This is a genomic window from Mycobacterium sp. 134, assembly GCF_048282715.1.
Classification (GTDB): domain Bacteria; phylum Actinomycetota; class Actinomycetes; order Mycobacteriales; family Mycobacteriaceae; genus Mycobacterium; species Mycobacterium septicum.
This window is the reverse complement of the sequence record NZ_JBLVUN010000008.1, coordinates 6,168,442-6,189,031: the sequence shown is the minus strand read 5'-3', so window position 1 is coordinate 6,189,031 and position 20,590 is coordinate 6,168,442. Positions and strand designations below refer to the sequence as shown.

The 20,590-nt window shown below is 66.1% G+C and carries 19 protein-coding genes; 11 read left to right on the top strand and 8 right to left on the bottom strand.

What is annotated here, in order from left to right; translation table 11 throughout:
- Position 1: 1 nt before the first annotated feature.
- Entirely contained in the window at positions 2 to 637 is a 636-nt protein-coding gene (locus ACNQVK_RS34470) for a TetR/AcrR family transcriptional regulator (protein ID WP_418033304.1), read from the bottom strand.
- Positions 638 to 742: 105 nt separating this feature from the next.
- Here ACNQVK_RS34470 and ACNQVK_RS34465 point away from each other — a divergent pair, with 105 nt between their 5' ends.
- The 3 genes from ACNQVK_RS34465 (at position 743) to ACNQVK_RS34455 (ending at position 4,090) form a co-directional block, all read left to right on the top strand.
- Positions 743 to 1,957, top strand: a complete 1,215-nt coding sequence (locus ACNQVK_RS34465) for a cytochrome P450 (RefSeq protein ID WP_418033302.1) — start codon at positions 743 to 745, stop codon at positions 1,955 to 1,957.
- 49 nt (positions 1,958 to 2,006) lie between these two features.
- Positions 2,007 to 3,173 carry an acyl-CoA dehydrogenase family protein gene (locus ACNQVK_RS34460; RefSeq protein WP_418033300.1) on the top strand — a complete coding sequence of 389 codons (1,167 nt, stop codon included), beginning with the start codon at positions 2,007 to 2,009 and terminating at the stop codon, positions 3,171 to 3,173.
- 110 nt (positions 3,174 to 3,283) lie between these two features.
- Complete coding sequence (locus ACNQVK_RS34455; protein WP_418033298.1) at positions 3,284 to 4,090, top strand: acyl-CoA thioesterase; 807 nt, start codon at positions 3,284 to 3,286, stop codon at positions 4,088 to 4,090.
- Here ACNQVK_RS34455 and ACNQVK_RS34450 read toward each other — a convergent pair.
- Positions 4,080 to 5,558 (bottom strand): PucR family transcriptional regulator, encoded by a 1,479-nt coding sequence (locus ACNQVK_RS34450; protein WP_418033296.1) that lies wholly within the window; start codon positions 5,556 to 5,558, stop codon positions 4,080 to 4,082. The genes ACNQVK_RS34455 and ACNQVK_RS34450 overlap by 11 nt on opposite strands.
- Before the next feature lie 112 nt (positions 5,559 to 5,670).
- On the opposite strand from ACNQVK_RS34450, the gene gabT reads away from it, so the two are divergent.
- Positions 5,671 to 7,017: a 4-aminobutyrate--2-oxoglutarate transaminase gene (gene gabT, locus ACNQVK_RS34445; protein WP_418033295.1), complete on the top strand. Its 1,347-nt coding sequence runs from the start codon at positions 5,671 to 5,673 to the stop codon at positions 7,015 to 7,017.
- Positions 7,018 to 7,049: 32 nt separating this feature from the next.
- Entirely contained in the window at positions 7,050 to 8,504 is a 1,455-nt protein-coding gene (locus ACNQVK_RS34440) for an NAD-dependent succinate-semialdehyde dehydrogenase (RefSeq protein WP_418033293.1), read from the top strand.
- 8 nt (positions 8,505 to 8,512) lie between these two features.
- On the opposite strand, the gene ACNQVK_RS34435 is transcribed toward ACNQVK_RS34440, so the two are convergent.
- Both ACNQVK_RS34435 and ACNQVK_RS34430 read right to left on the bottom strand, forming a co-directional pair.
- Positions 8,513 to 8,794: a hypothetical protein gene (locus tag ACNQVK_RS34435; RefSeq protein ID WP_418033291.1), complete on the bottom strand. Its 282-nt coding sequence runs from the start codon at positions 8,792 to 8,794 to the stop codon at positions 8,513 to 8,515.
- A gap of 177 nt (positions 8,795 to 8,971) precedes the next feature.
- Positions 8,972 to 10,861 carry an acyl-CoA dehydrogenase family protein gene (locus ACNQVK_RS34430; protein WP_418033290.1) on the bottom strand — a complete coding sequence of 630 codons (1,890 nt, stop codon included), beginning with the start codon at positions 10,859 to 10,861 and terminating at the stop codon, positions 8,972 to 8,974.
- Between the two features lie 157 nt (positions 10,862 to 11,018).
- On the opposite strand from ACNQVK_RS34430, the gene ACNQVK_RS34425 reads away from it, so the two are divergent.
- The 4 genes from ACNQVK_RS34425 to ACNQVK_RS34410 all read left to right on the top strand — a co-directional run bounded on the left by ACNQVK_RS34425 (position 11,019) and on the right by ACNQVK_RS34410 (position 14,006).
- Entirely contained in the window at positions 11,019 to 11,528 is a 510-nt protein-coding gene (locus ACNQVK_RS34425) for a MarR family winged helix-turn-helix transcriptional regulator (protein ID WP_418033288.1), read from the top strand.
- 40 nt (positions 11,529 to 11,568) lie between these two features.
- A complete protein-coding gene (locus ACNQVK_RS34420; RefSeq protein WP_418033286.1) occupies positions 11,569 to 11,931 on the top strand; it encodes a nuclear transport factor 2 family protein in 363 nt (120 codons plus the stop codon).
- A gap of 63 nt (positions 11,932 to 11,994) precedes the next feature.
- Positions 11,995 to 12,735 carry an SDR family oxidoreductase gene (locus ACNQVK_RS34415; protein WP_418033284.1) on the top strand — a complete coding sequence of 247 codons (741 nt, stop codon included), beginning with the start codon at positions 11,995 to 11,997 and terminating at the stop codon, positions 12,733 to 12,735.
- Between the two features lie 59 nt (positions 12,736 to 12,794).
- Positions 12,795 to 14,006: a CaiB/BaiF CoA transferase family protein gene (locus tag ACNQVK_RS34410; RefSeq protein WP_418034507.1), complete on the top strand. Its 1,212-nt coding sequence runs from the start codon at positions 12,795 to 12,797 to the stop codon at positions 14,004 to 14,006.
- Between the two features lies 1 nt (position 14,007).
- Here the strand turns inward: ACNQVK_RS34410 and ACNQVK_RS34405 are convergent, their stop codons facing one another.
- From ACNQVK_RS34405 to ACNQVK_RS34395, 3 genes are all read right to left on the bottom strand, one after another.
- Complete coding sequence (locus ACNQVK_RS34405) at positions 14,008 to 14,322, bottom strand: hypothetical protein (RefSeq protein WP_418033283.1); 315 nt, start codon at positions 14,320 to 14,322, stop codon at positions 14,008 to 14,010.
- Positions 14,319 to 14,672, bottom strand: coding sequence for a heme-binding protein (locus ACNQVK_RS34400; RefSeq protein ID WP_418034505.1), 354 nt, complete (start codon positions 14,670 to 14,672; stop codon positions 14,319 to 14,321). The genes ACNQVK_RS34405 and ACNQVK_RS34400 overlap by 4 nt, the downstream gene beginning before the upstream one ends.
- Positions 14,673 to 14,838: 166 nt before the next feature.
- Complete coding sequence (locus ACNQVK_RS34395; RefSeq protein ID WP_418033281.1) at positions 14,839 to 15,855, bottom strand: AraC family transcriptional regulator; 1,017 nt, start codon at positions 15,853 to 15,855, stop codon at positions 14,839 to 14,841.
- 154 nt (positions 15,856 to 16,009) lie between these two features.
- Here ACNQVK_RS34395 and ACNQVK_RS34390 point away from each other — a divergent pair, with 154 nt between their 5' ends.
- Positions 16,010 to 18,349, top strand: coding sequence for an arylsulfatase (locus tag ACNQVK_RS34390; RefSeq protein WP_418033279.1), 2,340 nt, complete (start codon positions 16,010 to 16,012; stop codon positions 18,347 to 18,349).
- Between the two features lie 31 nt (positions 18,350 to 18,380).
- Positions 18,381 to 19,826, top strand: a complete 1,446-nt coding sequence (locus ACNQVK_RS34385; protein WP_418033277.1) for a DUF1254 domain-containing protein — start codon at positions 18,381 to 18,383, stop codon at positions 19,824 to 19,826.
- Between the two features lie 174 nt (positions 19,827 to 20,000).
- On the opposite strand, the gene ACNQVK_RS34380 is transcribed toward ACNQVK_RS34385, so the two are convergent.
- Entirely contained in the window at positions 20,001 to 20,450 is a 450-nt protein-coding gene (locus ACNQVK_RS34380; protein WP_418033276.1) for an STAS domain-containing protein, read from the bottom strand.
- Positions 20,451 to 20,590: the final 140 nt, after the last annotated feature.

Sequence of the window (20,590 nt, the reverse complement as noted above, 5' to 3'; positions counted from 1 at the left end):
GTCACATCGGCCAACTGTCCAGGGAATGCGGGTGTTTGAGTGGCGCGGCGGTGGGCAGTTGCCGCGGGTGTGCGGCGGTGATCGCGTCCATTATCAGTGCGACGTAGCGGCGCCAGCCGTCGCTGCCGACGTCCATCGTCCATAGGACGCTGTTGAGCATCGCGATGATCCTCGGCAGATCCTCGGCAACCAGGTCGCGGCGGACTAGGCCGTCCTTCTGTGCCCGGCTCGTCAGTTCCTGCATGGCGGCTTCGAGACGATCCGCAATGTTGGCCAGCGCGTCGGCGCGCCTGGCCGCGGCGAGAATGTTGTGTTCGGCGGCGCCGAGCGCCGTGGCGGCCTCGATCAGTTCGGTCAGCCCGCGTAGCGGATCCTTGCGCGTGAGCGCCTTTTCGATTGCAGGCGAGAGATTTTCATCGATGCTCTGATCGAGTGCGGCTCGCAGGAGATCGGCTTTCGTCGGGAACCTGCGGTACAGGGTTCGTTCACCCACTCCGGCGCGATGGGCGATTGCGTCGATCTGTGCATCGGGGCCGAGTTCGGCAAACACCTCTCGAGCGGCCCGCAGGATGCGGTCGGCATTGCGCGCCGCATCGGTGCGCAACGGGCGTTCGGCCATCGACGTGGCATCGGGCATGGCATCAGCCTAACTGACAGTTGACTGTCAGATCTGCTCGCTCTAACCTCGCAGAAATTGGCAGTTGACTGCCAGTTACTGTCCCTGAGACTGCGAGGATCGCCGATGACCACGCCTCTTCCCGACGCTTCGGTTGGTACCGAACTTCCCGCGATCCCGGCGCCGCGCGCCGACGGATGCCCGCTGGCGCCCGCACCTGTGTTCGCCGGCTGGCGCGACGGAGACGGACTGCAGGCTGCGGTCTGGAAGGGGAAGCCGGTGTGGATGATCAGCCGTTACCAGGACATCCGGGCGGCCCTGGTCGACGAGCGGCTCAGCGCGAACACGCAGTTGTACGGCGTACCGACGGAGAGCGGCGAGGTGGCACTGATCTTTCCGCGAATGGATGATCCCGAGCATCAGCGGTTGCGTCGAATGTTGACCAGGGACTTCACTTTCCGGCGCGCCGAGGAGATGCGTCCACAGATTCAAGACCTGGTCGACGGTTTCCTCGACGAGATGATCGCGGCCGGTCCGCCGTCGGACCTCGTGAGTAGGTTCGCGTTGCCGGTCCCGTCGCTGGTGATCTGCCTGTTGCTGGGCGTGCCGTACGCGGATCACGGCTTTTTCCAAAGACTGAGTGCGGCCGGGCTCGATTCGACAGCGACACAGGAACAGCGGACCGAGTCCCATCTGGAGCTGTTCAGCTACATGCTCGACCTGGTGGCCCGCAAAGAGCGGGATCCGGGCGATGACGTGATCAGCCGGCTGATCGTCGACCACGTCGCCACCGGAGCACTCAACCGCGAAACCGTCGCCATGAACGGCGTGATGCTCCTGTCCGCGGGCCACGAAACCACCGCCAGCATGATCGCGCTGGGCGCGCTGGCGTTGCTGCAGCATCCCGACGATGCCGCGCTCCTTCGGGGAACCGACGACCCGGCCGTCGTGGCCGGCATGGTCGAGGAGCTGATGCGGTATCTGTCCGTCGTGCACAGCCTCGTCGATCGCGTCGCCCTCGAAGATATCGTCATCGGCGGCCAGTTGATCCGGGCCGGCGAGACCGTTCTGATGAACCTGCCTGCCGGCAACTTCGACACCGCCTTCGTCGATGAGCCCGACGGTTTCGACAGCGGGCGCACCTGCCGCGGGCATCTCGGCTTCGGCTATGGCGTGCATCAGTGCCTCGGTCAGAACCTCGCGCGCGCCGAGTTGCAGATCGCTCTGGCCACGTTGGTGCGCCGGCTGCCCGGATTGCGATTGGCGGTCGAAGCGGAGCGGTTGAGATTCCACAACGACAAGGAGATCTACGGCGTCGAGGAGCTGCCGGTCACCTGGTGACTCACCAGGTCGTCTTTACAAAACATCCCGGAAATGTCACGGTGTGCTGATGGACTTCTCCCATGTCGAGCTCTCCGAGGAGGATCTGGCCTTCCGCGATGAGCTGCGGGCGTTCCTGGCCCGCGTCGTCACCGACGAGGTGATCGAGCGTGACCGCGAGACTGGTGAGAACTTCGACGAGACAGTGCATCTGGCCCTGGGCGAGGCTGGATACCTGGCCGGTGACTACCGGGCCGAGGCCGACGGTGGATTCAGCGCGGTCCGGCGGCGGATCTGGGAGCTGGAGATCGGCCGGGCCCACACCCCGTGGTTCCACTGGGGAACCACCGCGATGGTCGCGCACACGATGGAGAAGTTCGCCTCGACAGAACTTCTCGACGAGGTGCTTCCGGGTGTCCTGAGCGGGAGTCTGCGCCTGTGCCTGGGCTATACCGAACCCGAAGGCGGGTCTGACGTCGCAACCTGCAAGACCCGGGCGGTGCGGGAAGCGGATGGATCGACGTGGGTTGTCAATGGCTCCAAGATGTTCACCTCGAATGCGCACAACGCCCAGTACGTGTTCCTGCTGACCAACACCGACCCGGCCGCCGCCAAACACAAGAGCCTCACGATGTTCCTGGTGCCGCTGGATTCCCCGGGTGTCGAGATCCAGCCGCTGCGCACCGTCGACGGAGACCGAACCAACATCACCTACTACAGCGACGTGCGGATCAGCGACCGGTACCGCGTCGGTGAGGTCAACGGTGGGTGGACGGTGCTGCGCGGTGCCCTCGAACTCGAGCACGGCACGTTCGAACGCGAGACCCGCGGCCTGCAGAAGCTCGCCACCATGACCGAGCACATCACCTTGATGGCCGAGGCGGTCGATCGCGTAGCGGCCGTCGCCCCCGATGACGCCGCGTCGCGCTATCGGCTCGGCCGGGGCATCGCCCGGCTGGAGGCCGCGATGAGCAGCCCCGACATGTACGGGCGCGTCGCGATTGCCCAGACCATGCGCGAAGTGTCCCCGGATCTCATGGACATCGTCGGATCGGCAGGCGCCTTGCCCGTCGGGACGACCGGCGCCGCCGGCGACGGCGCCGCCGAGTACATCTTCCGGTTGGCCGGGCCGACCGGTATCTACGGCGGAACCCTTGAGGTGTTCCGCAACATGATCGCGCAGCAGGCGCTGGGGTTGGGCCGGCCGAGCTATGCGCCGGCCAAGGGAACTGGCTGACCGTCGGGAACACCGTCAAATTTTTTGACGGTGTTCCTCCGGGTGATGCGGTCTGCAGGGTGGCATCGGCGGTGCCGGGCACCGCGATGCGGCGTGGGTACTGTGGCCGGGTGCATCCCTTGGACAACGCCCTCGAGCTCGAACCCTCCGGTGACGGCGGGTGGCGCGGGCGGACGGTGCCGGAGTGGGCCAACATGGTCGGCCCGTTCGGCGGTATCACGGCCGCCACGCTCGTGCGGGCGGTCGAGTTACACCCGCAACGGCACGGCCAGCCCATCGCCCTGACGGTGAACTATGTGGCGCCGATCGCCGACGGCGAGTTCGACATCGTGACCCGGGCCGTCAAGACCAACCGGTCCAATCAGCACTGGATCGTCGAACTCAGCCAGGACGGCGAGGTCAAGACCACCGCCACAGCGGTGTTCGGACTGCGACGCCAAGGATGGTCGGACACCGAGATCACCACGCCGCAGGCCCCGGCGCCCGAGGACATCGTGCCGACGGTCCCGCCGTTCGGCGTGGTGTGGTTCGACAACTACGACATGCGGTTCGTCGACGGGGCGATGCCCGACACCGGCGGCGAGCCAACCGAGTCGGCCAACTCCACCACGACCCTCTGGGTGCGGAACAAGCCTTCCAGGCCAATGGATTTCGCCGCGTTGACCTCGGTGAGCGACATCTTCTATCCGCGGGTCTTCCTGCGCCACGGCCAGTTCGTACCCGCCGGCACGGTGACGATCTCGGTGTACTTCCACGCCGACGAGGAGCAACTCGCGATCCAGGGTGACGACTTCGTGCTGGGAACGGCACGGGCACACCGGTATTCCGGCGGATACTTCGACCAGAGCGCGCACCTGTTCGGCCGCTCCGGCGTCCTACTGGCCACCAGTCACCAGTTCGTCTACTTCAAGGCCTGAGGTCGTCGGGAGCCGACTGCAGGGCGATCCAGGCACTCACCCGGGTCTGGGGGTCATCGAGCTTGCCGGGCAGCGCCGCCTCGATGGCCGCGAGACGGTTGCGCACGGTATTGCGGTGCAGGCCGAGTTCCTCGGCGACCTTCAGGCGCGATCCGTGATGGCGCAGGAAGCAACGCAGGATCTCAAGCTGTTCGGAATCGAGCCCGTGCAACCAGGATTCGGCGAACGCCGCGGCTTTCTCGGGGTCGATCAGGCTGAGGGGACCATGGTCGATCACCTGATCCCACAGCACCACGCCGGACACCTCGGTGGCCTGGGCGAGTGCCAATCCGGCCGTGCGATAGCCGGTCGCGCCGTCGCCGGGTGTCACGGCATTTCCCACGCCGACCTGTAGGCCGCCATCGGCCAACTGTGAACCGGTTGCTTTTGCCTGTGCGGGTGCGACGACCGCGCACAGCTCGCCGGCATATACGCCCGCGAGGATGCCCCGCCGCTCCAGGGAAGCCACGGCGTTCTCGATCGCGGATTCGTCTCCCGTGGCCCGGAGGAAGCGGATGTGCTTCGGCAGTTCGGCGGCCGGCTGGTCCACCTCCAACACCAATTGCGCCGTGCGGTCATCGCTTTCGGCGAGCAGCTCCAGCGCTCGGCTGCGAAGGTGCTGTCGGGTCGTGGCGCGGCTGCGATCCTGTTCGTCGATGAGGCCGAGCAGGGCGACCGCGGTCGTCATGGCCTGGCGCTGTCCCTCCGATGCCCTGGCGGGCACCAACGCGGCCAGGTAGGCCGAGGCCCGGCCGCGTAGTCCGATGGGATGGACCGACACGGAGAGCGTCGGGTTGGACTGTGCTGCAGCCGAGCGTAATCCGTGTGCCTGCAATCGCTTGACGTCCTGGGCGACCTCGTCGAGCGGAAACTCGTTGCGGCGGACGCCGACCGGGCCGGTCACGACCCGGCCGTCCGGATTCATCAGGCATGCCGCGCCGTCGAGCGCTGCGGCCAGTGCGGTGATGACCGCGACGACAGGATCGGGTTTGGCCGCAGCCGAGATGAGCTTGCGCTGTGTCTGGAGTGACTCGCGCGTCGCGGTGGACTCCTGTTCCTCCAGCAGATGCGCAACGTGCCGGCTGATCGCGACGAAGGTGGTGCGGCGCGGCACCTCGAACAGATTCAGCTGGTGCCTTCGGCAGGCAGCCGCGAGGGCGGCCGGAGTCTCGGCGTGGGTGAGGCCGACGGCGAACCCCACGGCGGCCACACCGGCGTCGGCAAGTCTGCGCACGTAGCCGTCCCACTGGTCGCGCCAGTCCCCGGTTTCCAGACCGGTGGTCAGAAGGATCTCCCCGCCCTCCAGGAACGGACCCGGATCGGCGAGTTCACTCGTGGCCACCCAGCGGACCGGCGCGTCGCGGTGGCAGACCTCGACGGCGACCAACCCGAGCGCGCGCACATCCAGGACATCGCCAACCAGGACCATGTGTGCCAGTTTCGCACAATTTCAGTCGTCCATTTGTGCATTTATGACCTCCCGGTGAAGGCCTCGGTTCCCTAGCGTGAGGACAAACAACCGCCAGCAGCAGGAGGAACACGTGACCATCGCTGAGCTCGCAGGTGCGGCCGTCACCCAGGAACGCCGGCTCGTCACCGCCATTCCCGGCCCGATCTCGCAGGAGATGCAGGCACGGAAGACCGCTGCGGTGGCCGGCGGCGTCGGGACCACACTGCCCATCTACGTGGTCGCCGCGGGCGGCGGAATCCTCGTGGACGCCGATGGCAACCAGCTCATCGACTTCGGCTCCGGCATTGCCGTGACCACCGTCGGCAACAGCGCACCGGCCGTCGTCGAGGCCGTCACCGAGCAGGTCGCCGCGTTCACCCACACATGCTTCATGGTCACCCCGTACGAGGGCTATGTGCGGGTGGCCGAGGAGCTCAACCGCCTCACCCCCGGTGACCACGAGAAGCGCAGCGTGCTGTTCAACTCCGGCGCGGAAGCCGTCGAGAACGCCGTCAAGATCGCCCGTGCCCACACCCGCAGGCAGGCCGTCGTGGTGTTCGACCACGCCTACCACGGCCGCACCAACCTCACCATGGCCATGACCGCCAAGAACCAGCCGTACAAGAACGGGTTCGGGCCGTTCGCCGGTGAGGTGTACCGGGTGCCCACATCGTTCCCGTTCCGTGACGGCGAGACCGACGGTGCGGCTGCGGCTGCCCGCGCCCTCGACCTGGTCGACAAGCAGGTCGGCGCCGACAACGTCGCCGCCGTGGTGATCGAGCCCATTCAGGGTGAGGGCGGGTTCATCGTGCCTGCACCGGGTTTCCTGCGCGCCCTGCAGGACTGGTGTACCGCCAACGGTGCGGTGTTCGTCGCCGACGAGGTGCAGTCGGGCTTCGCCCGCACCGGCGCGATGTTCGCCGTCGAGCACGACGACGTCGTGCCCGATCTGATCGTCACCGCCAAGGGCATCGCGGGTGGCTTGCCGCTGTCGGCGGTCACCGGTCGCGCCGAGATCATGGACGCGCCACATGCCGGCGGCCTCGGTGGTACCTACGGCGGCAACCCGATCGCGTGCGCCGCTGCCCTCGCCGTCATCGACACCATCGAGCGTGAGGGACTGCTGGCCCGCGCCGTGGAGATCGAGAAGACGATGATCGGCCGACTCAAGGCGATCGCTGCCGAAGACTCCCGGATCGGCGAGGTTCGCGGCCGCGGCGCCATGATCGCTCTCGAACTGGTCAAGGCGGGCACCACTGATCCCGACGCCGACCTGGCCAAGCAGGTCTCGGCCGCCGCACACGCCCAGGGCCTGGTGGTGCTGACCTGCGGGACCTACGGCAACGTGCTGCGGTTCCTGCCGCCGCTGTCGATGCCTGACCACCTGCTCGAGGAGGGGCTGGACATCCTGGCCGCCATCTTCGCCGAGACCCGCTGACCGCCGGTCCGGCTCGACCTCAGGGAGACACTGTGAACACGCAGAATGCGATCGCCGAACTGGACGCCAAGCACGGCATCCTCATCGACGGGCAGGCCCGCGGTGCTGCCTCGACGTTCGAGGTGTACGACCCGGCCAGCGGCCTGACCATTGCCGAGGTCGCCGACGGCACGGTGGCCGACGCCCGCTCGGCCGTCGACGCCGCGCACCGGGCCTTCGGTGACTGGGCCAGGACCAGCCCGCGGCAGCGCAGCGACATCCTGCGCCGGGTGTTCGATCTGATGGTCGCCGACACCGACCGGCTGGCCGCCCTGATCTGTGCGGAGAACGGCAAGTCGCAGGCCGATGCCCGCGCCGAGGTGGGCTATGCCGCCGAGTTCTTCCGCTGGTTCTCCGAGGAGGCGGTGCGGACCGACGGCGCATACGGTGTCAGCCCTGCCGGTGGCACCCGGACGATGGTCACCCACAAGCCGGTGGGCGTCGCCGCGTTGGTGACGCCGTGGAACTTCCCGGCCGCGATGGCCACCCGCAAGATTGCCCCGGCATTGGCCGCGGGCTGCACCGTGGTCCTCAAACCGGCGGCCGAGACACCCCTGACCGCACTGGCGATCGCCGGAATCCTTTCGGCAGCAGGTGTTCCCGACGGTGTGGTCAACATGGTGCCCACCACCGACGCCGCCGCAGTGGTCGAGAACTGGTTGAGCGATGACCGGGTCCGCAAGGTGTCGTTCACGGGCTCCACCGGCGTCGGCCGCGTGCTCCTCAAACAGGCTGCCGACCGGATCGTCAACGCCAGCATGGAACTCGGCGGCAACGCCCCGTTCGTCGTCACCGCCGATGCCGACGTCGAGGCGGCCATCGCGGGAGCCATGGTGGCCAAGTTCCGGGGCGGCGGTCAGGCCTGCACCGCAGCCAACCGGTTCTACGTGCATGCGTCGGTGGTCGACCAGTTCGTCGCCGGTTTGGGCGCCGAGGTCGCGGCACTGCGCGTGGGGCCGGCGTCGGATCCGGCGTCACAGATCGGTCCGCTGGTGAGCGAGCGTGCAGCGCAGCGAGTGACTGCCGCGATCGATGCCGCGGTGGCCGACGGTGCCGTGATCTCCGCACAGGCCGACGTTCCGGCCGCCGGCTGGTTCGTCGCTCCCACGCTGCTGACCGGTGTCGCCCCGGATGCCGCGATCCTGGCCGACGAGATCTTCGGGCCCGTCGCCCCGGTGGTGGTGTGGGAGGACGAGAGCGATCTCCTGCGCTGGGTCAACGACACCGAATATGGTTTGGCAGCTTACGTTTACGCGGGCCGATTGCAGGACGCGGTGCGGCTCGCGGAGTCCTTCGACGCCGGCATGGTCGGTATCAACCGGGGCATCGTGTCCGATCCGTCGACCCCGTTCGGTGGGATGAAGCAGAGCGGGCTCGGTCGCGAAGGTGCCCGTGAAGGGCTGCACGAGTTCCAGGAGACGCAGTACTTCAGCGTCGCGTTCGACTGAGCGGTCGCTCAGAACGGGGCCGAGTGCTGCATCAGGCTCAACATCAGCACGACCATGCACAACAGTGAACTGAACATGATCAGCCCCATGACGATGATCACGAACCACGACGCGCAGCGCTGCTTGCCGCGCGCCAGTTTCGCGATCCGCTCGTCGTGCATGAGTTCATCTGCGACGACGGCAAACTCGACACCCGCCCGTTCAGCATCGGCGGCGGGTGCGCCGCAGGATATTTCGCGTAGACGCGTGGCGGCGATGCCGACGCCGACCCCGGCGAACCGCCGGCTCATCTGACGTGCCTGTCTACGGGAGAGACGGTGATCGAGCGAATCTAGCGAATGCGGCCGCTGTCCCCATCCGCGGCCGTGCGCGTTCGACGGGGTCGTCATAACCCTGTGAGTCTACGAGCGTCGCGGGTCGTGAGGAAGCCTGCGCGCGTGGATTGTTCACGTCTGCAAGTACTTGGTTCACCGGATGAACCGGTGCACGTCCTCTGTCACGTCGCCGCCCTCCTGGGCGATCCACGGCCCTTCGATCGACGGATCGATGATTCCGTCCTCCAGCCACGTGTAGCTGCCTGCGAGCACCTCGTGCGCCAGCGTGCGGTCGGCGTCGTCGCTGTTGTCCCAGAGTTCGGTGAACAGCTGCTCGACCCGTACCCGGGACTGGCGGCAGAACGCGTCGGCGAGGTCGACCGCGGAGTCCGGCGTGCCACTGCGGGTCCGGACGCAGGCCGCCGTCATCGCGAACAGTTCTGCCCCGATGTCGACGACGCGGCCGAGGAAGCGTTGTTTGTGTTCCAGCCCGCCCTGCCACCGCGACATTGCGTAGAAGGTGCTGCGGGCGAGTTTTCGGCTGGCCCGCTCGACATACCGCAGATGCTCGGCCAGTGGCCCGAACTCGGTGAATGACGTTGGCAACTGGCCTTTCCCGGTGACCAGGGTGGGCAGCCAGCGGGCGTAGAACTTGCCGGCCTGCGCGGCCGCTTTCGCCTTGTGTCTGAGGTCGGCCTCCGGGTCGATGATGTCGCCGGCCACCGAGAGGTGCGCGTCGACCGCCTCGCGGGCCAGCATCAGATGCATGATCTCGGTGGAACCCTCGAAGATCCGGTTGATCCGCATATCGCGCAGGACCTGCTCGACGGGCACGCCGCGTTCCCCGCGGGCGGCCAGGGACTCGGCGGTCTCGAAGCCCCGGCCGCCACGAATCTGCACCAGCTCGTCGGCGATCAGCCAGGCCATCTCGGAGCCGTAGAGCTTGGCCAGCGCGGCCTCGATCCGGATGTCGGTGCGGCCCGCGTCGGCCAATTCGCCGGCGAGCTCGACCATCGACTCGATGCCGTAGGCGGTGGCCGCGATGAACGCCACCTTGCCCGCCACCGCGTCGTGCTCACCGACCGGCCGGCCCCACTGCACGCGTTCCTTCGACCATTCCCTGGCGATCTTGAGGCTCCACTTCGCCGTTCCGGTACACACCGCCGGCAGCGACAGGCGTCCCACGTTGAGCGTGGTCAGGGCGATCTTCAGCCCTTCTCCCTCACGGCCGATGCGGTTGGCGGCCGGCACCCGCACATCGGTCAGCTTGGTCAGACCGTTCTCGATTCCGCGCAGCCCCATGAACGCGTTGCGGTTCGTGACAACGATGCCGGGCGTATCCGCCTCGACGACGAATGCGGTGATACCGCCGCGATGCCCGTCGCCCGCAGGTACCTGAGCCATCACCACGAGCAGGTCCGCGATGACACCGTTGGTGGTCCACAGTTTTACGCCGTTGAGCAGGTAGTCGTCGCCGTCCGGCGTGGCGGTGGCGTGCAGCCGGGCCGGGTCACTGCCGACATCCGGTTCGGTCAGCAGGAACGCGCTGATCTCCCGCGTGCACCGGGGCAGCCAGGTGCCCTTCTGCTCGGCTGTCCCGAACATCGACACCGGCTGCGGTACCCCGATCGATTGGTGCGCCGACAGCAAGGCCCCCAGCGCGGGGTGGACCGAGCCGACCAGGGTGAGTGCCTTGTTGTAGTACACCTGAGACAGGCCGAGCCCGTCGTATTCGGGGGAGATCTTCATCCCGAACGCGCCCAGCTCCTTCAAGCCCCGGATCACTTTGTCCGGGATCCGCGCGTCGCGTTCGATGACGGCGGCGTCGATCTGCGTCTCGCAGAACGCGCGCAGCTTGGCCAGAAATGCCTCGCCGTGCTCTGTCGTCTCGGCGGGACCACGCGGGTACGGATGGACCAGGTCCAACCGCAACCTGCCGAGGAACAGTTCTTTGCCGAAGCTGGGCTGGTGCCACTGCGCTTCGCGCGCCTCCTCGGCGACCTGCCTGGCCTGTCGTTCGTTGACTTCTCCGGTAGCGGTCATCACCGGCCTCCATGCGTCGGGCCCTACTCGACGGTAACCCCGTTCGGGGGTGGGGTACCCGGCATTCGGTCAGGTCACGCGTGGGGTTGAGGCGATGACTCCGTGAACCACCGCTTCGCTGGGATTCAACTGCGGCGCGGACCGTCATACTGACGAAGTGACACCGAGAAAAGTGCGGGACACATCACCGAAGCAGGGGTGGCTGACGTCCAAGCAGCAGCGCGCCTGGGTCGCCTATATGCGCGTGCAACTGCGGATGAGCTACGAGATGAACCGCCAACTGCAGGCCGATTCCGGGTTGTCGCTCGCCGACTACGACGTTTTGGTGGCATTGAGCGGCGTGCGTGACGAGGGCATGCGCGTCAGCGATCTCGCCGCGCAGATCGGCTGGGAGCGCAGCCGGCTGTCACATCAGTTGCGGCGCATGGAGGAACGCGGCCTGACCGAACGCCGCCCCAGCGCGGAGGACGGCCGCACGACCAACGTCATGCTCACCGAGAGCGGGCAGCGGGCCATCGAGGATGCCGCGCCCGCCCATGTCGATCTGGTGCGCAGCCTCTTCTTCGACCCACTGCCCGACAACCTGCTGGCACCGTTCACCGCGGCACTCGAACATATCCACGTCAACCTCGATCACAACAGCTCGCTACCTGCCGCGCCGAGCTAGCATTTAGGTGAACTATCACCTAAATGTCTGGAGTGGAGCAATGGGCGACGTCACTACCCGCCTGATGGAGGCCAATCTTCTCGCCGTGTTCGACCAGCGCGACCCGAAGCTCCGCGCTGAAGCCATCGCGACCACGTACGCGGATGACGTGCAGTGGATCGACGATGAAGGTGTCGCCACCGGACACGACGAACTCAACGTCAAAGCGGCTGAACTGCAGGAGGGGCTGCGGGGGCTGCATTTCGTGAAGGCCGGCCCGGTACGGAAGACTCGCGGGCTCGGATTTCTGGCCTGGGAAGTACGCACCCCCGACGATGTGACAGTGGCATCAGGCTTCGACGTGGCCGAGATATCGAGTGAGCGAATCGTTCGGATGTGGACAGTGCTGAACTCGCCGGAATAGGTGATATGTCACCTATGTTGTAGTGCGTGGAACGCACGAACCGCACACGAACGGAGTCCGATCATGGGACAGCTCGACGGCAAGACGGCACTGGTCACCGGAGGAACCTCTGGCATCGGCCTGGCCACCGCACGACGGCTCGTCGACGAAGGCGCCTATGTCTTCATCACCGGCCGCGACCGCGCCCGCCTGGACGAAGCGGCCGCCTCCATCGGCGCTCACGGCATCCAGAGCGACATCAGCAAGATCGACGAGCTCGACATCCTCTCCCAGGAGATCGGCAAGCACGGCAGGGGTCTCGATGTCGTCTTCGCCAACGCGGGCGGTGGCGACTTCGCCACTCTCGCCGAGGTCACCCCGGCGCACTACCGGGACAACTTCGATCGCAACGTGGCCGGCACGGTGTTCACGGTGCAAAAGGTGCTGCCGCTGCTCAACGAGGGCGCCTCGATCGTCCTCGCCGGCTCCACCGCCGCCTCTGAGGGGGTGCCCGCGTTCGGGCTGTACGCGGCATCCAAGGCGGCCATCCGCTCGCTCGGCCGCACCTGGGCTGCTGAACTGGCCGACCGCAAGATCCGCGTCAACACCGTCGTGCCCGGGCCGATCGAAACGCCTGGGCTGACGGGGTTGGCGCCGGCCGACCAGAAGCAGGATCTGCTCGACGGTATGGCCGCGCAGGTGCCGATGAAGCGGCTCGGCCGCCCCGAGGAGATCGCCTCTGCCGTGCTGTTCCTGGCCTCGGATCAGAGCAGCTTCATGACCGGGGCGGAGTTGGCCGTCGATGGTGGGCAGATTCAGCTGTGACACAGGTCTCGCTACACTTACCGTAAGTCCAACGGTTAGGAGCCGCGTTGATCAAGGTCATGCAGGGCGTGCGAGTGCTCGAGGTCGCTCAGTTCACCTTCGTACCGGCGGCGGGAGCCATCCTCGCCGACTGGGGTGCCGACGTCATCAAGGTGGAGCACCCCGTCCGCGGCGATACCCAGCGCGGCTTCATCAACATGGGCGGGTTCCAGCTCGACCCCAACCGGCATCCGCTCATCGAGCACCCGAACCGCGGCAAGCGCAGCGTCGGCATCGACGTCTCGACCCCCGGGGGCCAGGAGATCCTGTACGAGATCGCCAAGACCGCCGATGTGTTCCTCACCAATTACCTGCCCGCCCAACGGCAGAAGAACAAGTTCGATGTCGAGCACATCCGCGCGGTGAACCCGAACATCATTTATGCCCGCGGCAGTGCGTACGGCGACAAGGGGCCGGAGCGCGACACCGGCGGCTTCGACGGCACCGCATTCTGGACCCGCAGCGGCGTCGGGCACGCCCTCACTCCGGAGGCGATCAACGGTGCTCTGTCCCAGGGCATCCCGGCCTTCGGCGATTCGATCGGCGGCATGAACATCGCCGGTGGCATCGCCGCCGCCTTGTTCCACCGTGAGCGCACCGGAGAAACCGCCGAGATCGACGTCTCGCTGCTCAGCACCGCCTGGTGGGCAGCCGGTGCCAGCGTCACCCAGGGCATGGAGACAGGTGAGACGATGCGCTCGCTGATGCCGGACGATGCCACCTCGGTCAACCCGTTCATGGCCAACTACCGGACTTCCGACGGAGGCACCATCAACCTGTGCATCGTCAGTCCGACGGGCTACATCCGCGATGCCTTCGAACACCTCGGTCTGCCCGAGTTGGCCGACGACCCGCGGTTCAGCGACGTGCTGCCGCTGATCGAGAATGCCTCGGAAGGCGTCGAACTCATCGCCCAGGCGATCGGCAGCAAGCCGTTCGAGTACTGGCGCCAGCACCTCAAGACCATGAAGGGCCAGTGGGCACCGTTCCAGAGCCTGGTCGACCTCGCCGGTGACGACCAGGCGGTCGCCAACGACATGATCGTCGAGGTGGAGGCCACCGACGGCGGCAAGCCGTTCAAGGTGGTGCGGGGGCCGGTGCAGTTCAATCACGAACCGCTGGAGACCACGCGCGCGCCACAGGCGTCCGAGCACACCGAGATCGTCCTGATGGAACTCGGCATCGACTGGGATCGGATCAGCGAGCTCAAGGACTCGGGCGCGATCGCCTGAGCTAGTTGCAGCCGCCCGCGTGCACCCACCGGCCGTTGTAGCCGATGCAGCCGCTGACGTTCGCGCCCGGCGGCGGCGGTGGCGGATCCTCGGGAAGCGGCGCGTAGTACGTCGGCGGGGGGACGTAGGGGGAGACCGCATCGGCGATGTTGACGCAGCCGCCCACCGAGATGCGGCGGCCGGCACTCGCGCATACGTCGGCATTGGCCGTCCCGGCGGGTGCAGCCAGGACGATGGCGCCGGGAAGCGCCGTGAAGGCGAGCACGACCGTGGCCGCGCGGAGCCAGGATGATCGGGGCGTTGGGGTGTACATCATTGTCCTAATGGCTGGTCAGGTGCCTTGATACCGCACCGGGCTCGGAAGTCGGTGAGTGGTTGACGGATCCCGGCGAGGTCGGCGTGGGCCTGCGGGTTGGTGTCGAAGTAGGCGCGCGTGGCCTCCGGAGTCTCTTCGTCTGGCCGGCTTCGCAGGCTTGTGTAGAAATCGTTGACGTCCGGATGTGTGAACAGATACGTCGATGTCGCGGCGGCGACCCCGGAGGCAATGCCGGCGAGGTCGGCGGCCGTGCAGTTGGGCGGGCGAGGCGGCGGCTCGGCGACGGCGGTCACGGGGCTGAACAGGCCGACGGTGACCCCGATGGCGCCGGCTGCGAAAGCCGGGACCATTCCGTGGCGCACTGTGGAAAGTGTGCGGGACACAGCGGGACTCCTTCCCGAGGTGGGCAGGTGCCGATTGCATCGCCCGGCGGGCCGAACATTAGCAGGCGAGCAGGGGAAATGGCGATGGATCGTTGGATCGGCAAAGACGTGGCTTGGCTTGGTGCGCCGGTGTTTAGGGCCGTGGCCGCGACGCGACCCGTGCGTTGCGATAGGCAGTGGGGGTCATGCCGAACCAGCGTTTGCAGGAGCGGGTGAGGACACTCTGCTCGGCGTAGCCGAGTTGGTGGCACAGCTGGTCGAGACCGAGATCGGTGTCGAGCAGCAGACGTTGCGCGACCTCGCGGCGTGTCTGGTCGACCAGATCGGCGAACGTGGCGTTCTCGGAGCGTAATCGGCGTTGCAGGGCCTTCGGGTGCAGGCCGATATGACGGGCGATGTCGGTCAGGCCGATGGCCCTGGTGGGTAGGAGTTGGCGGACCAGGCTGCGCACCAGCTGGCTGGTGGCCGGGTTGAATTCGCCCATCACCTGGGCGAGATAGTCGACCGCGGTCTGGTGGGCGAGCTGATCGGTGGGCAGTGGGCGCTGCAGATCGGTGGTGCGCAGGGTGAAACCCGCGACCGGCTCGTAAAAGCTGGGCAGGCAGCCGAAGTAGCTCTGATAGTCGTCGGCGGGGGTCAGCGCGTGATGGGGCAGGTGCACCGCGACAGGTCGGTAGGCGGCACCGAGGAACAGCCGCAGTACCCGGAGCGTGACTCCGAGCGAGAGCTCGATGGCCTGCGCTTGCGGCGGTGCCGGATCGAGGAGGTATTCGAATTCGAACCGCCGCAGATCCGGGTCGAGATGCGTGGCCACCCGTGCGGTGATCGACGGGCTGTAGGCCGCCATGAACTTGTCGAAAATCATGAAGGCTTCGGCGACGGTGGCGGCATTGCGACCGGCCAGGCCGACCGGGCCGAGGATGTCGATGCCTTGACGGAGCGCCAAACGCCGTCCGAAATCGGGGGTTTCGAGTACGGCGGCAGCGTCTTCGAGCATCTGGGCACCGTTGGGCAGGGAGATGAAGCGGTCGTGGCGACCGACATCGTCGTAGGGGATGTGGGCGGCAGTGATCAGAGCGCGACTATCCCCGCCGAGTTCGGTGACGAGCTGGTGAAAATTCGTGAGCGCCGTCCCCCGAATCACGGCCATGTCCCACAATGTCAAAGATTTGTCCCGGAATGTCAAGACAGAGGCTGTCAGTTTGCTGCACAGTGGATGCCCGGGTCGGGGTGAATCGGCTGCGCGGCTTGCCCCACCAATGGCCGGCTGCACAGACCGAGTTCCCATGGAGGAGAGGAGCGCGGTGTCTGACGTGCAGGGTGACCAGTTGGTGGCGGCAGTTCTGCCGGACGGTGGTGTTTTGCCCTTCCCTGCGGTTCCGTCGGGCAGTATCGCCGGCCGGACGTTGCAGGAGTCGACGTATGAGCCACGCCAGGTTCCGAAGCGGCTGCATGACGACTCGCCGAACATCGTCATCGTGCTCATCGACGACGCAGGACCCGGCCTGCCCTCGACCTTCGGCGGTGAGGTCACCACGTCGACGCTCGATCGCATCTGCGCTGAAGGCGTGTCCTACAACCGTTTTCACACCACAGCGATGTGCTCGCCAACCCGGGCGTCGCTGCTCACCGGCCGCAACCACCACGAGATCGGCAACGGTCAGATCGCTGAGCTGGCCAACGACTGGGACGGGTACGCCGGCAAGATCCCGCGGTCGAGTGCCACCGTGGCAGAGGTGCTCAAGCAGTATGGCTACGCGACATCGGCCTTCGGGAAGTGGCACAACACTCCTGCGGAAGAGACCACTGCCGCCGGGCCGTTCGAGAACTGGCCCACCGGTTTGGGTTTCGAGTATTTCTACGGATTCCTCGCCGGCGAGGCCTCACAGTACGAGCCGAACCTCGTCCGCAATACCACCGTGGTCGCCCCGACGAAGACTCCAGAAGAGGGCTATCACCTGTCCGAGGACCTGGCCGACGACGCCATCTCCTGGCTGCGCCGGCACAAGGCGTTCAACGCCGACAAGCCGTTCTTCATGTATTGGGCGAGCGGAGCCATCCACGGTCCGCACCACGTCATGAAGGAATGGGCCGACAAATACGCGGGCAAGTTCGACGACGGCTGGGATGCCTACCGGCAGAGGGTGTTCGACCGCGCCAAGGGCAAGGGCTGGATTCCGGCCGACTGTGAACTGACAGAGCGGGACCCGCAGCTCGCGGCCTGGGAAGAAATCCCCGAGGACGAAAAGCCGTTCCAGCGCCGCCTGATGGAGGTTGCCGCTGGATACGGCGAGCACGTCGACGTCCAGGTGGGCCGGATCACCGACGAGCTCGAATCGCTGGGGTACGCCGACAACACCCTGTTCTTCTACATCTGGGGTGACAACGGTTCGTCGGGTGAGGGCCAGAACGGCACGATCGCCGAACTCTTGGCGCAGAACGGGATTCCCACGACGGTGCGCCAGCACATCGATGCCCTCGAGGATCTCGGCGGCCTCGAGGTACTGGGTTCGCCGCTGGTGGACAACCAGTACCACGCCGCCTGGGCCTGGGCAGGCTCCACCCCGTACAAGGGTATGAAGCTGCTCGCCTCCCACCTGGGCGGTACGCGTAACCCGATGGTGGTGCGCTGGCCGGCCAAGATCGCTGCTGATGCAGCACCCCGGGATGTGTTCCTGCACTGCAACGACGTCGTGCCGACCATCTACGACATCGTAGGCATTGCACCGCCGCGTGTGGTCAACGGGGAACCTCAGATCTCGCTTGCGGGAGCAAGCTTCGCGCGCACGCTGGCTGACCGAAATGCACTCGGCGGCAAGAAGACCCAGTATTTCGAGATCATGGGCAGCCGCGGCATCTACCACGACGGATGGATGGCCTCGGCGCGTGGACCCCGGCTGCCGTGGGTACCGGGCCAGCCGCCGGGTATCGCCACCTGGACCCCCGACAACGACGTGTGGGAGCTCTACCACCTCGACGAAGACTGGTCGCAGGCCCGCGATCTCGCTGTTGAACAGCCCGAGAAGCTGGCCCAGATGCGGGAGATGTTCATGGTCGAGGCCGCCCGCAACGCGGTGCTGCCCGTCGGCGGTGGGCTGTGGGTTCCCGTGTATCACCCAGAGTTGCGGATCGCCCCGCCCTACAAGGAGTGGGAGTTCTCGGGGGACACCATTCGGATGCCCGAATTCTGTGCGCCGGCGCTCGGCAACAAGAACAACGTCGTCACCATTGACGTCGACATCCCGGCCAATGCCAACGGGGTCCTCTACGCTCTCGGCGCGGCGGCGGGCGGGCTGACGGTCTACCTCGACGAGGGGCAACTCTGCTACGAGTACAACCTCTTCATCTTGTCGCGTACCAAGATCCGGTCCGAGGGCAAGGTGCCGCCGGGGCGTGCCACGATCACCGTTAACACTCAGTATGCGGATCCACGCCCGGCCGGACCGCTCGACATCACCGTCGCGCGCAACGGCGAAACGATTGCCAGTGGACAGGTCCCGATCAGCGCCCCGTTGCTGTTCACCGCCAACGACTGCCTGGACATCGGCACCTGCCTGGGCTCACCGGTTTCACTCGACTACCGCGAACGCGCACCGTTCCCGTTCGAAGGCCAGATTCACCGCGTCCACGTCGCCTACACCTAGCCGGCACAAACCCTGAGAGAGGAAGTCTTTCGTGAAGAAGGATCGGCGCGTGGCCAAGAGGCTGGCCGCGCTCGGCACCGCGATCGTGATGATGGGCACCCTGGCATGTTCACCTTCGTCAGATCAAGGCGAGCAGTCCGGGCCCGGGCAGTTGACGCCCGACCAGGCCAAGGCCATCGCCCTTGATGCCTACGTTTACGGGTATCCCCTTGTCACCGTTGAGATGACGCGACGCGTGATGACCAATGTCGCCCAGGTTGAGGCGCCGCGGGCACCGATGGGGCAGTTGATGCGGATGCGTGAGTATCCGAGCGCCCAGTTCCGCGACGTCACCGCGCCGAACGCCGACACTCTGTACACAAACGGATTCATCGACGTCAAAGACGAGCCGTGGGTGCTGACCCTGCCGGACGCACACGACCGCTACTACCTGTTCCCGATGCTCGACGGCTACACCAATGTCTTCGAGGTTCCGGGGAAGCGCACGACCGGGACGGGCCCGCAGACCTACGCCATCACCGGTCCGGGCTGGAAAGGCACACTGCCCGCCGGCGTGAAGGAGTACAAGTCACCCACCTCGACCGTGTGGCTGCTGGGCCGCATCTACTGCGACGGCACGCCAGAGGACTACGCCGCTGTGCACAAGTTGCAGGACGAGATCTCGCTGGCGCCGCTCAGTTCATACGGCAAGCCGTACACCCCGCCGGCCGGCAAGGTCGATCCGGCCATCGACATGAAGACACCGGTCCGCGACCAGGTCAACAATCTGAGCACCGAAGCGTACTTCGATCTGCTGGCCACGTTGATGAAGAACAACCCGCCGACCGAGGGCGACCGGCTGATCGTGGACAAGATGGCCGAACTCGGCATCGTCGCGGGGGAGAAGTTCGACATCGGCAAGCTCGATCCCGACGTGGCCGCGGCGTTGCAGTCGGTTCCCAAAGAGGGCTTCGAGAAGATCATGGCCCGCTTCAAAGACCTGGAGAACGTCAACGGCTGGCGGTTCACCACAGAGACCGGCCAGTATGGCACCGACTATCTGCAGCGCGCCTTGATCACCGCCATCGGCCTGGGTGCCAACCGGCCCCAGGACGCGGTCTACCCGACCTCGGAAGCCGACATCGACGGCCAGGCCTACGACGGCGCCGACAAGTACACGGTGCACTTCGACAAGGGCCAGTTCCCGCCCGTCAACGGGTTCTGGTCACTGACCATGTACGACGAGGCCTACTTCTTCGTCGACAACCCGCTCAACCGCTACAACCTGAGCCAGCGGAACACCTTCGTCACCAACCCCGACGGGTCCGTCGATCTCTATCTGCAGCACGAGAACCCCGGCCCGGGCAAGGAAGCCAACTGGCTGCCCGCGCCGGCCGGCAAGTTCAACCTCATGCTGCGGCTGTACTGGCCGAAGGAGGCCTCACCTTCGATCATCGACGGCACGTGGAAGCCACCGGCAATCACGAAGGTTCAGTGACGAGGGCTTGCCAGGAATTTGCCATAAACAAGCGAAATGGCTGCCAGACCGGGTCTGGCAGCCATTTCGGGAGTTGTCCGGAGTGCGATGGACTAGATGTGCGCCGCCCGGCGACGATGGCGAAGCAGGCGGGTCAACCAGCGAACATCGATCAACATTGCGTTGGCCTTTCTCTCAGGCGCTCTTGACAAGCAGGGGGAGCAACCGGCGGCGCGCCGTGTTGCCTTCGGCGAAGTGATGCAGGGCTTCAGGCACCGACGAGCTGAGCGGTACGTCCACGTCCTGGTGGTGGATCTCGGCGACCACCGGCTGGCTGGCGACCACCGTCCAGTCCACGCCCAATGCGCCGCACTTTTCATCGATGTCGTAGAACAGCGAGATCGCCTGCGGTTCAAAGCTGTTCACGCCACTCAGATCGAGCGCCAAAGGCTTCTCCGCAAGGATGAACCGATTTACATACGACGCGATCTGGTCGATGTTGTTGCTGTCGACGTCTCCCTTGACGGTCACCACTGTCGCCAGCTGCCGGCACTGTGCGCGCATTGATGCGCCCTCGCAGATGACTGCCGAGTTCCCGTATCGAAAGTGTCGATCCATTGCCGGGGTGTTGTTCGTGAATGTCATGATCAGCCTCCCGCCGTCTTTCTTGAGCTCTGGCTGAGCTCCGTCGCGTCAACCTGTTCATGACGGTATGCGGGCAAAATAAGGCGGCTGGGAGCCAGCGTTAATACTTTGCTAAGAACCCTCCGACGCTTACTCGCCAG

Excerpts from the sequence above, each read along its gene's own strand:
- ACNQVK_RS34470 (WP_418033304.1), bottom strand. The coding sequence starts at position 637 with ATGCCCGATGCCACGTCGATGGCCGAACGCCCGTTGCGCACCGATGCG.
- ACNQVK_RS34465 (WP_418033302.1), top strand. The coding sequence starts at position 743 with ATGACCACGCCTCTTCCCGACGCTTCGGTTGGTACCGAACTTCCCGCG.
- ACNQVK_RS34460 (WP_418033300.1), top strand. The coding sequence starts at position 2,007 with ATGGACTTCTCCCATGTCGAGCTCTCCGAGGAGGATCTGGCCTTCCGC.
- ACNQVK_RS34450 (WP_418033296.1), bottom strand. The coding sequence starts at position 5,558 with ATGGTCCTGGTTGGCGATGTCCTGGATGTGCGCGCGCTCGGGTTGGTC.
- ACNQVK_RS34435 (WP_418033291.1), bottom strand. The coding sequence starts at position 8,794 with ATGAGCCGGCGGTTCGCCGGGGTCGGCGTCGGCATCGCCGCCACGCGT.
- ACNQVK_RS34430 (WP_418033290.1), bottom strand. The coding sequence starts at position 10,861 with ATGACCGCTACCGGAGAAGTCAACGAACGACAGGCCAGGCAGGTCGCC.
- ACNQVK_RS34420 (WP_418033286.1), top strand. The coding sequence starts at position 11,569 with ATGGGCGACGTCACTACCCGCCTGATGGAGGCCAATCTTCTCGCCGTG.
- ACNQVK_RS34415 (WP_418033284.1), top strand. The coding sequence starts at position 11,995 with ATGGGACAGCTCGACGGCAAGACGGCACTGGTCACCGGAGGAACCTCT.
- ACNQVK_RS34410 (WP_418034507.1), top strand. The coding sequence starts at position 12,795 with ATGCAGGGCGTGCGAGTGCTCGAGGTCGCTCAGTTCACCTTCGTACCG.
- ACNQVK_RS34405 (WP_418033283.1), bottom strand. The coding sequence starts at position 14,322 with ATGATGTACACCCCAACGCCCCGATCATCCTGGCTCCGCGCGGCCACG.
- ACNQVK_RS34400 (WP_418034505.1), bottom strand. The coding sequence starts at position 14,672 with ATGGTCCCGGCTTTCGCAGCCGGCGCCATCGGGGTCACCGTCGGCCTG.
- ACNQVK_RS34395 (WP_418033281.1), bottom strand. The coding sequence starts at position 15,855 with ATGGCCGTGATTCGGGGGACGGCGCTCACGAATTTTCACCAGCTCGTC.
- ACNQVK_RS34380 (WP_418033276.1), bottom strand. The coding sequence starts at position 20,450 with ATGACATTCACGAACAACACCCCGGCAATGGATCGACACTTTCGATAC.